The 13,271-nt window shown below is 70.7% G+C and carries 11 protein-coding genes and 2 pseudogenes; 8 read left to right on the forward strand and 5 right to left on the reverse strand.

Going from position 1 to position 13,271, the window contains the following annotated elements:
• Window positions 1-115: 115 nt before the first annotated feature.
• Window positions 116-1,837, forward strand: coding sequence for an acyl-CoA dehydrogenase family protein (locus tag ACFYZR_RS25415; RefSeq protein WP_391914059.1), 1,722 nt, complete (start codon window positions 116-118; stop codon window positions 1,835-1,837).
• Window positions 1,838-1,886: 49 nt separating this feature from the next.
• Here the strand turns inward: ACFYZR_RS25415 and ACFYZR_RS25420 are convergent, their stop codons facing one another.
• Both ACFYZR_RS25420 and ACFYZR_RS25425 read right to left on the reverse strand, forming a co-directional pair.
• The gene (locus ACFYZR_RS25420; RefSeq protein WP_391914061.1) at window positions 1,887-3,431 is read right to left on the reverse strand and encodes an AMP-binding protein; all 1,545 of its coding nucleotides are present in this window, start codon (window positions 3,429-3,431) and stop codon (window positions 1,887-1,889) included.
• A 213-nt stretch (window positions 3,432-3,644) separates the two neighbouring features.
• Window positions 3,645-4,403 (reverse strand): MerR family transcriptional regulator, encoded by a 759-nt coding sequence (locus ACFYZR_RS25425; RefSeq protein ID WP_391914063.1) that lies wholly within the window; start codon window positions 4,401-4,403, stop codon window positions 3,645-3,647.
• Between the two features lie 170 nt (window positions 4,404-4,573).
• Here ACFYZR_RS25425 and ACFYZR_RS25430 point away from each other — a divergent pair, with 170 nt between their 5' ends.
• The gene (locus tag ACFYZR_RS25430) at window positions 4,574-6,166 is read left to right on the forward strand and encodes an amidase (RefSeq protein WP_391914065.1); all 1,593 of its coding nucleotides are present in this window, start codon (window positions 4,574-4,576) and stop codon (window positions 6,164-6,166) included.
• 280 nt (window positions 6,167-6,446) lie between these two features.
• The gene (locus tag ACFYZR_RS25435; RefSeq protein WP_391914067.1) at window positions 6,447-7,397 is read left to right on the forward strand and encodes a phospholipase; all 951 of its coding nucleotides are present in this window, start codon (window positions 6,447-6,449) and stop codon (window positions 7,395-7,397) included.
• A gap of 161 nt (window positions 7,398-7,558) precedes the next feature.
• On the opposite strand, the gene ACFYZR_RS25440 is transcribed toward ACFYZR_RS25435, so the two are convergent.
• A complete protein-coding gene (locus ACFYZR_RS25440) occupies window positions 7,559-7,906 on the reverse strand; it encodes a hypothetical protein (RefSeq protein ID WP_391914069.1) in 348 nt (115 codons plus the stop codon).
• 286 nt (window positions 7,907-8,192) lie between these two features.
• Between ACFYZR_RS25440 and ACFYZR_RS25445 the strand changes: the two genes are divergently transcribed.
• The 5 genes and pseudogenes from ACFYZR_RS25445 to ACFYZR_RS25465 all read left to right on the forward strand — a co-directional run bounded on the left by ACFYZR_RS25445 (window position 8,193) and on the right by ACFYZR_RS25465 (window position 11,509).
• On the forward strand, window positions 8,193-8,894 hold the full coding sequence (locus ACFYZR_RS25445) for an AAA family ATPase (RefSeq protein WP_391914175.1): 702 nt from the start codon (window positions 8,193-8,195) through the stop codon (window positions 8,892-8,894).
• A pseudogene (locus ACFYZR_RS25450) lies at window positions 8,789-9,504 on the forward strand (MDR family NADP-dependent oxidoreductase); the annotation flags it as partial. The gene ACFYZR_RS25445 and the pseudogene ACFYZR_RS25450, both read left to right, overlap by 106 nt.
• 25 nt (window positions 9,505-9,529) lie before the next feature.
• Complete coding sequence (locus ACFYZR_RS25455; RefSeq protein WP_391914071.1) at window positions 9,530-9,970, forward strand: MerR family transcriptional regulator; 441 nt, start codon at window positions 9,530-9,532, stop codon at window positions 9,968-9,970.
• Between the two features lie 262 nt (window positions 9,971-10,232).
• The gene (locus ACFYZR_RS25460) at window positions 10,233-10,736 is read left to right on the forward strand and encodes a hypothetical protein (RefSeq protein ID WP_391914073.1); all 504 of its coding nucleotides are present in this window, start codon (window positions 10,233-10,235) and stop codon (window positions 10,734-10,736) included.
• A 197-nt stretch (window positions 10,737-10,933) separates the two neighbouring features.
• Window positions 10,934-11,509 carry a hypothetical protein gene (locus ACFYZR_RS25465; protein ID WP_391914075.1) on the forward strand — a complete coding sequence of 192 codons (576 nt, stop codon included), beginning with the start codon at window positions 10,934-10,936 and terminating at the stop codon, window positions 11,507-11,509.
• Between the two features lie 182 nt (window positions 11,510-11,691).
• Here the strand turns inward: ACFYZR_RS25465 and ACFYZR_RS25470 are convergent.
• Window positions 11,692-12,497, reverse strand: a pseudogene (locus ACFYZR_RS25470) (alcohol dehydrogenase catalytic domain-containing protein).
• Between the two features lie 104 nt (window positions 12,498-12,601).
• Window positions 12,602-13,225: a GPP34 family phosphoprotein gene (locus tag ACFYZR_RS25475; protein WP_391914077.1), complete on the reverse strand. Its 624-nt coding sequence runs from the start codon at window positions 13,223-13,225 to the stop codon at window positions 12,602-12,604.
• Window positions 13,226-13,271: the final 46 nt, after the last annotated feature.

The raw sequence follows: 13,271 nt of genomic DNA on the forward strand, positions 1-13,271 counted from the left end.
CGCCCTACACCCGCGTCCGACCCCCGTGTCCGGGCCCGGGCGTCCCGGGCGCACCCCACCGACAGCGACACCGAACCGTTCACCCCCCGACTCCGAGCCGGAAAGGCGGACAACCATGGCCGACCCGCTTCTCTTCAACCCGCGCACCTACGACCCCGCGCACTTCGACCCCGAGACCCGCAGACTGCTGCGCGCCACCGTCGACTGGTTCGAGACCCGAGGCAAGCGCAGGCTCATCGAGGACTACCGCTCCCGCGCCTGGCTGGCCGACTTCCTCGAATTCTCCACCAAGGAAGGCCTGTTCGCGACCTTCCTCACCCCCGCCGCGGCCGCCGCCGACGCGGCGGACAAGCGCTGGGACACCGCCCGCATCGCCGCCCTCAACGAGATATTCGGCTTCTACGGGCTCGACTACTGGTACGCCTGGCAGGTCACCATCCTCGGCCTCGGCCCCGTCTGGCAGAGCGACAACACCGCTGCCCGCACCCGCGCCGCCGAGCTGCTCGGCCAGGGCGAGGTGTTCGCCTTCGGCCTGTCGGAGAAGACCCACGGCGCCGACATCTACTCGACCGACATGCTCCTGAAGCCCGACGGCGAGGGCGGCTTCCGGGCCACCGGGTCCAAGTACTACATCGGCAACGGCAACGCCGCCGGCCTCGTCTCCGTCTTCGGCCGCCGCACGGACGTCGAGGGCCCCGACGGCTACGTCTTCTTCGCCGCCGACAGCCGCCACGAGGCGTACCACCTCGTCAAGAACGTGGTCGACTCCTCGAAGTACGTCAGCGAATTCCGCCTCGCGGACTACCCCGTCGCCGCCGACGACGTCCTCCACACCGGACAGGCCGCCTTCGACGCCGCCCTGAACACCGTCAACGTGGGCAAGTTCAACCTCTGCACCGCCTCCATCGGCATCTGCGAGCACGCGATGTACGAGGCCGTCACCCACGCCCACAACCGCATCCTCTACGGCCGCCCCGTCACCGCCTTCCCGCACGTGCGCCGCGAGCTGACCGACGCCTACGTCCGCCTCGTCGGCATGAAGCTCTTCAGCGACCGCGCCGTCGACTACTTCCGCACCGCCGGCCCCGACGACCGCCGCTACCTCCTCTTCAACCCCATGACGAAGATGAAGGTGACGACCGAGGGCGAGAAGGTCATCGACCTCATGTGGGACGTCATCGCCGCCAAGGGCTTCGAGAAGGACACCTACTTCGCCCAGGCCGCCAGCGAGATCCGCGGCCTGCCGAAGCTCGAGGGCACGGTCCACGTCAACCTCGCGCTCATCCTGAAGTTCATGCGCAACCACCTGCTGGACCCGGCCGACTACCCGGCCGTCCCGACCCGCCTCGACGCGGCCGACGACGCGTTCCTCTTCCGGCAGGGCCCGGCCCGCGGCCTCGGTGCCATCCGCTTCCACGACTGGCGCACCGCCTTCGACGCCTACGCCCACCTGCCGAACGTGGCCCGCTTCCGGGAGCAGGCCGACGCCCTGTGCGCGTTCGTCACCACCGCCGCCCCCGACAAGGAGCAGAGCCGCGACCTCGATCTGCTCCTGGCCGTCGGCCAGCTCTTCGCCCTGGTCGTCCACGGCCAGCTGATCCTTGAGCAGGCCGCCCTCAAGGGGACCGAGGAGGACGTCCTGGACGAGCTGTTCGCCGTCCTCGTCCGCGACTACTCCGCCCACGCCGTCGAGCTGCACGGCAAGGACTCCGCCACCGAGGAGCAGCAGAACTGGGCCCTCGGCGCGGTCCGCCGCCCGGTCGTCGACGCGGCCCGCTCGGCACGCGTCTGGGAGCGCGTCGAAGCGCTGTCGGGCGCGTACGAGATGGCCCCGTAAGCCCTGACAAGAACCGGGGGAAGCAGCACGGCTTCCCCCGGCCGGACGATCAGACGCCCAGCGTCGCGCGCAGCAGCGCCTTGTCGGGCTTGCCCGCCGACGTGAGCGGGATGTCGGGCAGCAGGTGGAGGGCCTCGGGCGCGTACATGGCGCCCTTGCGGCCGGTCACGAAGGCGCGGATCTCGTCCAGACCGGGGGAGCGCCCGGCCGCGGGGACGACAGCGGCGTGGACGTGCTCGACGGCGTCGGCGTCGCGAGTGCCGAAGACCGCGCAGCGGGCGACGGCGGGGTGCGACAGGAGCAGCTCCTCCAGCTCGGTGGGGTAGACGTGGCCGCCCACCACGATGATCAGGTCCTTGAGGCGGTCGACGACGAACAGATAGCCGTCCTCGTCGAGGTAGCCGATGTCCCCGGTGCACAGCCAGCCGTCCCGCAGGACCTCGGCGGTGAGCTCGGGCTGCTTCCAGTAGCCGGGCATGATCCCGGGGGACCGCACCTGCACCTCGCCCTCCTCGCCCGCCGGGAGGGTCCGGCCGTCGCCGTCGCGGATGGCCACCTCGACCCAGGGCAGTGGCCGGCCGGTGGTGATCCGGCCGCCGCGCCCGGTCACCGAGTGGTCGTGCGGGCGTGCCTCGGCGATGGCGGGTACCTCCGTCTGGCCGTACCAGCCGTACAGGATCGGCCCGAAGACGTCGATGGCCCGGCGCAGCCGGACGGCCGAGGCGGGCGAGCCGCCGTAGGTGATCCGGGTGAGGCTCGACAGATCGGTTCCGGTCAGGCCGGGGTCGTCGAGCAGCCGGTGCAGCAGCGGTGGCAGCAGCCACATATGGGTGACCCGCTCGCGTTCGATCGTCGCGAGGACGTCACCGGGGTCGAAGGCACGCCGCAGGACGACGGAACCGCCGTGGATCAGGGCGTTGTCGCTGAGCGGGCCGGAGAGCCGGGCCAGCGGGGTGGCGGCGAGATAGCGGGGCGGGTCGCCGGCGTCCGGAACCGGGTGTTCCATTCCCAGCCGGTACGGGCCGTGCGTGGAGCGGATGCCCTTGGGGATGCCGGTGGTGCCGCCGGTGAAGGTGATGGACATGTCGTCCTCGGGGACGACCCCGGACGGGAAGGGCGCCGGCGCGTGCCGGGAGGCGGCCGCTAGGACGTCCTCGCCGAAAGGGCCGGCGCCCAGTCCGAGCACGGTGGGGATCCCGTCCGGCCCGGCGAGGGACAGCAGTTCCCCGGCCGCCGTGTGCCGGGTGGCGTCGATGAGCAGCAAAGTGGTGTCGACGGTGCTAGCGATGAGGGCGAGCACTGTGGGGGCCATGCCCTCGTAGAGGTGGACCACCCGGGCGCCCGCCAGATGTGCGGCGTAGCGCGCGACGAGGGCTTCCGGAGTGTTGCCGGTGAGCAGGGCCACGGTCGCGCCACGGCCGACGCCCCGCCCGGCCAGCTCCCGCGCCAGCCGGTACGTGCTGTCGCACAGCGCCCCGGCGGTGACGCGCCGCCCGTCGGCCGCCACCAGGGCGGTCCGGTCCGGGTCGTGTGACAGCGCGTCGAGGATCGCCGTGGGATAGCAGACGAACGGTGCGGCACGGTCTTCGCTCATGTACGGCTCCCCTCGGAGGAGTTGGCGGTCCGGGGCCCCGGACCGGGGGACTCCGCCACGGGTGGCCTGGCCGCGGCGGCATTCCTGCCCTCCCGTCCAGTCTGCACGCGGGCCGACGGACCCGGCAGGGCGCCCGCACCACCGCGTACCACCTGATCGTGTGACGGGCCCGGGCCGGCGGCGCGTGGGCCCGTCACGTTCCGGGGAGCGCGCTCAGCCCAGGTGGGAGGCGTGCGCCTCGATGGCGTCGCGCTGGTACGCGGCCAGGCCCGGCGCGATCGCCTCGTACGCCGCGTGCCACTGCTCGTTGTCCACACAGGCGCGCCCGATCGCGCGGTACTCCTCGACGGAGACGGGGTGCAGCGCGGTCAGCTCCCGGTAGTGGGCTTCGACGTGCTCCCGCACCTGGTCGGCGTCCGCGGGCAGGCCCGCGACCATCAGCTCGGCCAGCCGGATCATCTTCGCCGTGCGGTCGCGGTGCGCGGCCTCGAGCTCGGCCTCGCTCATCACCGCGGTGCGGCGCCCGATGGCTCCGGCGAGCCCGGGGAACTCCCGCAGGGTCTGCCGGTGCTGGGGCGGCCGGATGCCCTCGAACAGGTTCTCCGGCCGGTTGATGGTGGTCATGGCGCTACCGTCCTTCCTGGACCGTTCCAGTTCGGTGATCGTGCGGGAGACGGTGCGGGCGAGGGCGTCGAGCCGGTCGCGCTCGTCGAGCAGCCGGCGGTGGTGGCCGCGCAGGGCCTCCAGCTCGTCGACCTGCTCGGCCAGGATCCGGCCGATCTCGGTCAGGCCCACCCCCAGTTCCCGCAGCACGAGGATCTGCTGGAGCCGCAGCAACTGACGCTCCTCGTAGTGGCGGCGGCCGTTGGCCCCGGTCCAGGCGGGCCGCAGCAGGCCGATCTCGTCGTAGTGCCGCAGCGTACGGGCCGTCAGCCCCGACATCCGGGCGATCTCCGCAATCGGCCAGGCCATCCCGTCGCCCCCACGAACGTTCACCGTGGACCGGAGTCGTTCCCCGGCCTTGATGAGAACGGTAGAAGCTGCCGTTGCGGCAGCTTCAAGCCCCGTGTCCACACATGCGGCGCGTGCGTGTCTCGCGGCACCCTTGCGCCGGGATCTCCGCATGTAGTCGGCTACCTCACATGACGAAAAGGAGCACCACCGCACTGGTCGCCGCTCTGGTCACGGGATTCCTTCTGACGGGCGTGCCCGATCCGCGTGCGGACGCCGCCGAATCCGGCGGGGGCCCCGGCGTGGGCAGCGCGTCCCCGCCGGGGCTGCCGGGGGTCGACCTCGACACGGTGACGATCCCGGAGCTTCAGGCCCGCATGGCGGACGGTTCGCTGACCTCCTCGGCACTGACCGCCGTCTACCTGCGGCGCATCGAAGCCGTCAACCCCGTGATCAACGCGGTTCTGCGCACCGGTCCCGAGGCCCTCCGGCAGGCGGCCGCCAGCGACGCCAGACACCGGCGGGGCGAAACCCGCGGCCCGCTCGACGGCATCCCCGTCCTCCTCAAGGACAACGTGAACACCCGCGACATGCCGACCACGGCCGGCTCCCTGGCACTGGCCGGACGACCGCCGCGCACCGACGCCGCCCTGGTGACCCGGCTGCGGGACGCGGGGGCGGTGATCCTCGGCAAGACCAACCTGTCCGAGTGGGCCAACTTCCGTGCGACGACACCGACATCAGGATGGTCGGCGGTGGGCGGACAGACCCGCAATCCGTATGTCCTGGACCGCAACCCGTGCGGATCGTCCTCCGGCTCGGCCGCCGCGCTCGCCGCCTCGCTGGCGCAGGTGGCCATCGGCACCGAGACCGACGGCTCCATCGTCTGCCCCGCCGGGACGAACGGAGTGGTGGGCCACAAACCCACCCTCGGACTGGTCAGCCAGGCGGGCGTGGTGCCGATCTCGGCCGAACAGGACACCGCGGGGCCCATGGCCCGCAACGTGACGGACGCGGCGCTGACCCTCGCCGTCCTCAGCGGTGACGACACCACCCTTCCCGTCCTCCCGGACGGGGCGACGCGTGCCGGCGGGCTGCGCGGCAAACGCATCGGCCTGTGGCGACTGCCCTCGCTCGGGCCGGAGGTGGACGCCGTGATGACCCGCACGGCGGCCGGGCTCCGTGACGCGGGAGCCGAGGTCGTCGAGGTGACGCCGCCGTACCAGCAGCGGCTCGCCGAGCTCGAATTCCCGGCGCTGCTGAGCGAGTTCCGCCGGGACATCAACGCCTACCTCGCCACGCGCGACGGGCCGCGGGACCTTGCCGCACTGATCGAGTTCAACCGGACCCACCCGGCGGAGCGCACCTGCTTCGCAGGCCAGGAACTCTTCGAGCAGGCCCTCACCGCGCCCGCCACCACCGACCCGGCGTACCGGGCGAAGCGCGCCGAGCTGAGGACCCTGTCCCGGCGTTCCGTGGACGAGACCATGGCCGCCCACCGCCTGGACGCCATCGCCGCCCCGACGAACCCGCCTGCCTGGACCACCGACTGCGCGCGGGGCGACAACGACGTCATCCCGTCCTCCACCCCCGCGGCCGTGGCCGGCTATCCCTCGCTGTCGGTGCCCGCCGGATCCGTGAACCAGCTGCCCGTCGGACTGCTGCTGACGGCCGGTGACCACCAGGACGCCGAACTGCTGGCACTGGGGGCCGCGGTGGAGCACCGGCTGAAGGCGTGGCGAGCACCGCGCTACCTGCCGTCGGTGGGGCCCGGGGCTCCGTGACCGAGGGCTCCGCGACCCGGAGCGTTCCGTTCGGGCATTCCATTCGAGCGTTCCAATCGGCTTGCGTCTCCCCTGTTCAGAGCCCACTTTCGCGTTCCTGCGTCCCGGAGTGCCGGGCTTTCGTGGCGTCCGGGACGCCCCACCCCACAAGCTCAGGTGGTCCAAGCGTTCAGGACACCGACATGAACATGAAGGAGTACCTTTCTTGACCACTCGTCTTCGACATCGCGGCCATCGCGGCCATCGCGGCCATCGCGGCCACCGCGCGGGCCCTCGGACGGTGCTGGCGTTACTGGCGGCCCTGTGCGGGATCATCGGCGTCACCGCGCTCAGTACGACCCCGGCGGCGGCAGCCGATCAGCGTCACCCGGTCTACGCCATCGCGCACCGGGTCGACACCCTGGACGGCGTGGACGCCGCGCTCGGTCATGGCGCCAACGCCATCGAGATCGACGTCTGCGCCTGGTGGAACCCGAACGAATGGCGCGCCTATCACGACTGCTCCTCGGCCGGTGACACCCGGCACGGCCCCAGCTTCGACGGCATGATCGACCGTATCGTCTCCCACGCCAAGGCGGGGCGACGGCTGGCGCTGGTCTGGCTGGACATCAAGGACCCGAACTACTGCGGGGAGGCGTCGAACCGCGGGTGCAGCGTCGCCGGGCTGCGTGACAAGGCGCAGCGGCTGACGGCCGCCGGGATCCAGGTGCTCTACGGTTTCTACGAGTACCACGGCGGCAACACCCCTGACGTCGGCGGCAGGGGCTGGAAGAGCCTGGAGGGCAAGCTCGGCCGCCTGGAGGGCATCACGACCACCGGCACCCGCGACCAGGTGGTGGGCGCCTTCAACAGGTCCGGTTCCGGGTTCCCCGCCGGACGCCGGGTGATGGACTACGGCGACTCCGACATCACCAAGGGCTTCGGCAACTGCACTGAGCCCACTTACAACACGTGCGCGGAGCTGAAGAAGGGCGCCGGTGACCGTGCCGCCGGACGGCTGGCGGCGACGCTGTCCTGGACGACCACCTACAACGACCCGTGGTACGTCGACAAACTGCTGGGCGACGCCCGTGTGGACGGCATCATCGCGGGCTACGGCGCCTTCACCGGAGTGCGTGAGTACGACAACAGCTGGCAGTGCGCCAACGCGATCAAGCTCGTCACCGACTGGGTGAACCGCCACGGCAGCACCCACCGCATGGCTACGAGCGGCGACCGCCTGTTCAAGTAGCGGACGCCCTTGGGGGCGGGCCTGAACCGCCCTGTGCCCATGGGTGCTTCAAACCGTCGGCCGGTGCTGCCCGGCCGACGGTTTTCCTCATGGAGAAGCGCCCGGGCAGTGCCGGCCGGACACTACCGGCCGGCCGGCGAACCCGGGATGGCGCTCATCCGCTACGGTGCCCCGGGCCCGAACCACATGCTGTTGGGGCGGTAGTTTCCCCAAGTGATTCCCGTGTTCCTCGGTACGACTTCCTTGGCGCCGGTGCAGCGGGCGGTCTGGCCCTTGCCGGTGTACAGCGTGACTTGCGTGTCCGTCTGGTTGTCCACGCCGACCGCTGTCTTGGGGAGGTCGATGCACACGCCGTCCGGCGGGTTGGCGATCACGTTGTGGGTTCCGTCCGTGGCGTCGTAGTCGAGCCTGCCGCTGGCGGCTTGGGCATCGGCAGCCGGGGCGGCTGCCAGCGCGAACGCGGCGCAGGCGGTCAGGAGGATCCGGGACGTCTTCCTGCGTGACTTCATGGGACGAGCATCCGTCGCCCTGGAGATCCATGGGAGAACGGCGCTCGCAAACCCCTCGATCCGGTACATGTCGGCGTGCCGGTGCCATGCCCCGGCGGGCTGGAGGAGGGAGCCGGAGCGGGCAGCGACACGGCTCGTGGACGGGAACCTGCGCGGATTCCACCCGGCTCCGGCCGCCCGCTCGCGATACTACGGCCATGGCGACCTCGGCACCGTTCTCCCGCATCACGATCCGGACAGTCGGCCAACGCGTTTCTCGCCCAGGCTCCACGACACCCCCATGCTGATGACCTCGCCGGCACTCGTCGTCGTGAGCGGCCCCCCGGGCACGGGAAAGACCACGCTCGCCCACGAACTCGCCCGCGGGCTGGGGTGCCCCGCCGTCATCCGTGACGAGATCAAACAAGGCATGGTCCTGGCCACCCCCGGATATCGAGCCGGGGGCGACGACCCTCTCAACTACCCTACGTTGAAGGCGTTCTTCGAGATGACGAGGGTGTTGCTGAAGGCCGGGGTGACGATCGTCATCGAAGCCGCGTTCCAGGACCGGCTGTGGCTACCCCACCTCGAACCACTCGTCCCCCTCGCGGACATCCGCGTCATCCGTTGCAACACCCCAGCGGACATCGCGCACCGGCGGATCGCCCACCGCGTTGAGCGGAGCGACCACCGAGGGGCCCACGGGGACCACGAGCTCCTGGAGGCCCTCGCCTCGGGGGAGTACTCGCTCGACTCCTTCGTGCCGATCTCTCTTGACGTCCCCACGTTGGAGGTCGACACCTCCAACGGCTACGAGCCGAGCATCGAGGACATCCTCTCCTTCATTCGAGGCTCAGGGGCATCCCCAGCGCCACGGGCACAGCAAACCCGAAGGAGCCATCCCACAACAGTGGCTGGCGCGAGTACGCACTCATCGACGAGGCGGAGGCGCAGCGCATCGACCCCGAGGCGCTGCCGGATGCCGCGGCGTATCTGTCACAGGGGTTGATCGCATGGCTGGGGATCGTGCGGGGAGCCGAGGTACGGGCCGGGGACACGTGCTCGTCACCGCTGCGGCCGGTGGAGTCGGCTCCCTGGCCGGGCAGTTCGCCCGCCTGAGGGGCGCGACGAGGATCATCGGCAGTACCAGCTCCCGGCGCAAGGGCCAGTACTTGGCCGAGGAACTCGGATACGACGCCGTCGTCACCCGCGATGCGGGCCCGATCGAGGACCAGCTGCGCGAGGCGGCCCCCGGCGGTATCGACGCGGTCTTGGACAACGTCGGCGGAGAACAGCTACGGGCCGCGCTGGCCATCGCCCGCCGCGGCGCCCGCGTCGCTCTCGTCGGCGCGCTGTCCGGCCAGATGTCGGGCAACCTGAGCGCACCGGTCGAGATCGACACCGGCGCCCTCATCCTGCGGGGCATCACCTTGCGCGGCATATCCGGCAGCGATCACCTGGACGCGGTCCCCGAGTGGTCCCGGGAGTTCAGCCGTGGGCTGCGCAACGGCACCCTCATCCTCCCGCACACCCGGCTGTCGGGCATTGATCAAGCGCCGAGGGCGTTGTGCGAGCTGATCGAAGGACGTCATGCGGGAGCAGTGCTGGTAGAGCTCTGAACCCGGCCCCGAGGAGGAAACAACGATGCGAATCGGTGATGCGGCGGCGGCCTCGGGCCTCACCCCGCGGGCGCTGCGCTACTACGAGCAACGGGGACTGCTCACAGCGCGGCGTATGCCGTCAGGCCATCGCGACTACGGGCAGCACGACATCGAGCGGTTGCGTGCCATCCGTGAGTTGCTGGACGCGAGACTGACGATCGGTGACGTACGGGACTTCGTCCACGTCCTCGACATCACGCCACCCTCCGGGGCCAGGGCCTCCGCAAGGGTCGGTGAAGGCGGGCCGGGCCACTGCCCGGTCGCCGAAGTCACCATCCAGCGAGTGGCCGAACTCGGCCAGCGCATCGACGAGTTGACCCGGGTCCGGAACCGGTTGACCAGCGCACTCGCACACCGATTCGGTGAATTCTTCCATGCTCGCCCAGGTCGCCTGCTCCGGCCGAAGACGCCCTTGAGCCGGTGACTGCGGGGGATGAACCTGTTGCGGCCTTTCCTTTTGCCGATGGTCGGCCCGGGTAAAGGAGTGGTCAATCAACGACCGGCGTGCAGCCAAGGCTGCATATGGATTGCATATGCGGCCGTCCACTTGTGACGAATTGGGCGACTGCGGCACCGCGGCCGCTGTCTACGGTGAACCGCGATCGGGCCGGCTGAGTACATGAGGGGCACACGGGGGAGGCCACCCCGAGAACGAGAACGAGAACGCGATGAGGCACACGGCCAGAATGAATGCGTCACCCGCCAAGGTGCGGTTCGGCGGCGTGGTGGCGCTGCTGCTCGCCTGTCTCGTCGGCGGCTTCAGCGCGTGCGGCCTCCCGTTCGCGGCCGGCATCGCGGGTACCCACGGCACGCTCACGGTGGAGACGCACGAATACACGACCAGCAGCCGCGGCGGGGTCAATGTGACGACTCAGGGAACTTTCCGTTCGTCGGACGGCCGAATCGTGGATCACCACGCAAGGGTCGAGCCGAACTACGCGATGGGGCGCCGGGTCGAGGTGGCCAAGGCCTCATGGACCTACTACGTGGTCCACCCCGCGTACGCATTCGGCTGGCTCGCGGGAACGTGTCTCGGACTGACCTTCCTGTGCGTGGGCGTCCCGGCATTGATCTACGGCGGCTCGATGAACGCGCAACGCATCCGTGTCCAGGGACGGCTCCTCAAGGGCAGCTTTTGGTGTGCGCTCGGCAGCGGGCTGCTGGGGGCGATTCTCGACGTCGCGATGTGAAGTGGCTGTCGGCTGCTCTTCAAGAAATCGGCAGACTCGTGGTGGTCGTGTCGTGCGATGCCGCATCCGTCCCGTCCCTGAACGAACAACTGCGGTCATCTCTGGAAGAGACATCCTTGTCGCAGGAGCCACGTCAATTGCAGCCGCTGCTAGCCTCGGCAATCTGATTACGGCTGGTGGTTGTAAGGGAGTCCTGGGTGAACGCGGCGGACGAGTCGTTCCTGATGTGTGTCGAGGATGTCTTCCCCCGGAACCAAGGCCGGGTGGTCATGCTGGCGGGCCGGGTCGAGCGAGGGCGGGTCCGTACAGGTGACGAGGTGGAGATCGTCGGCTTCGGTGGCGGCGCGATCGTTCCCGTCGAAGGTATAGAGGCGGCCCGTGGCCGGTCTGTCGGCGAGGCGAGTGCGGGGATGAACGTGGGTCTGCTGCTGCCGGGCACGGTGGCCGGCACGGCTGAGCAGGGGCAGGTCCTCGCGGCGCCCGGCTCGCTCACCGCACATGCGGGCTTCGAAGCCGACATCGCACTGCTGTCCGAGGAAGACGGCTCTGCCGAGGTGCGCACGGGCGAGCGCCTCCAGTTCCACGTCCGCGCCGCTGCGGTGCCGGGCGTGGTGGCGCTGAGCCGGGAAGCAGACGCGTTGCAGCCGCTTCACGGGGGCGTGGTGACGGTCACGCTCGACCGGCCCGTCGCCATGGAGGAAGGCCAGTTCTTTGCCTTCCGGCACCACGGTCGTGCCGCCGGCACGGGGACCGTGACCCAGCTCCTGCGCTGAATCTCATCATGTCGCGTTCGCCGTCGAAGACAATGCCCCGGGAGTCGCCCGCAGGACCGGGAGGACCGTGAGGACCGTGCGGTTCGCCAACCGGTTTCCGGCGGTGGTGTGTTGGGGGGCGTCGACGATGTGCATCAGCCGGGGGAGCGCCGGTGGGGTGGGGGCTGTCCAGGTGGGGCGGTTCAGCGGCCGGTGGTGACGACCATGCGGAAGCGGGCCCGGCCGCTGGTCATCTTGTCGATGGCGGCGGCGGTGTTTTCGAGGGGGCACCTCCTCGATCCAGGCCCGCACGCCGGTCCGGGCCGCGAAGCGCAGAGTGTCCTGGGTGTCGACGGCGGCGCCGGAGGAGTGGGCGTAGTGGTCGGCGCCGAGCCGGAACGCCAGCGGCTCCTTCTCCGCTCCACGGTGCGATGGCGACCGTGCGGAAGCCCATGGCGTGGGCGAACTGGACACCCAGGTGGCCGAGTCCGCCCAGGCCGAGGACGGCGACCGTGTCGCCGGGGCGGGCGGCACTGCGGCGCAGGGCGTTGAAGACGGTGACACCGGCGCAGGCCAGCGGCGCGGCCTCGGCGGCGGTCAGCTCCTGGGGGACGACCGCGAGCGCGCCGGCCGGGACGATCACGGAGTCGGCGTATCCGCCGGAGTAGGCCACGCCGGGAATGGCCAGCTGGGGACAGTGGATGGCGTCGCCCTCGCGGCAGGCGTCGCAGCGCCCGCAACTGCCGCCGTACCAGCCGACCGCGACCCGGTCGCCGACCTGCTGGCCCTCCACCCCTTCGCCGAGGGCGTCGATGCGGCCGGCGATCTCGTGCCCCGGCGTGACGGGGAACGTGGTGCCGGGCAGGAAGCCGCCGGCGATCAGCAGGTCGGAGTGGCACACGCCGCACGCCTCGACGGCGATGCGGACCGTCCCGGGGCCGGGCTCGCGGAGCGGGACCTCGACCAGCTCGGGCGCCGAACCCGGAGCGGAGATCTGGACGGCACACAGCGCGCCGCCGTGGTTGTCCCCACCCGTCCGGCGCAGCCTGGACTGGCCCCGGCCGTTTCGTGTTCGCACGGCAGCGGCCGGTGATCGGATGTGACCTGACGCCGCTACTGACCTCGCCAGATGTTGTCGAAGGCTGCCTGCTCGATGGCTCGTCGCTGTTTGACGGACTCCAGCTCGATCAACGCGTCGTTGACCGCGGCGAGCACGGTCTCCACTGCCTCATCGGGCTCATCGGGCGCGCCCGGGGAGTTCGGGGCGTCTTCGGTCTCCTGGTCGCGGATCCCGACGGCCGTCGCGAGGGCGACGAGGACCGGTTCGTTCGATTCCCAGCGGTCCTCCGCCCGGCGGCGGTCGGGTGAATCGGCCAGAACCCTCTGGCCGTCCTGGAAGGGTTTCCAGTGGCTTCGCTGCCGCGTGAGCACTCCCTCCGCCTCCAAGGCGGCCAGGTAGGCCGGGGCCAGCTCGCGGCCCCGGCGCCACAGCCAGTCGCTCACCGCCTCGTACGGCGCCTCGCGGACGAGCGACGCCACGGCCTGGTCCAGAAGGCGATCGGCCACGGCCGCTCCACCGCCGGGGACGATCCGGTCGTCGTCCAGGGTGATGACCCCGGCGGCCAGAAAGTCGATCAACTCGGCTCCCGCCAGCGCGAGCGACATCTCGCCCCGCTCCACGGGGCGGCTGGGCTCCACCTCCATGGCAGTGATCAACAAGTCCCGGGGTGTGGTCATGGAAGCTCCCACGTCATAGGCATCGACGAGCGACGGAGGCGCCAGT

Origin of the sequence: Streptomyces sp. NPDC001678 (assembly GCF_042892945.1) — a bacterium.
GTDB lineage: Bacteria > Actinomycetota > Actinomycetes > Streptomycetales > Streptomycetaceae > Streptomyces.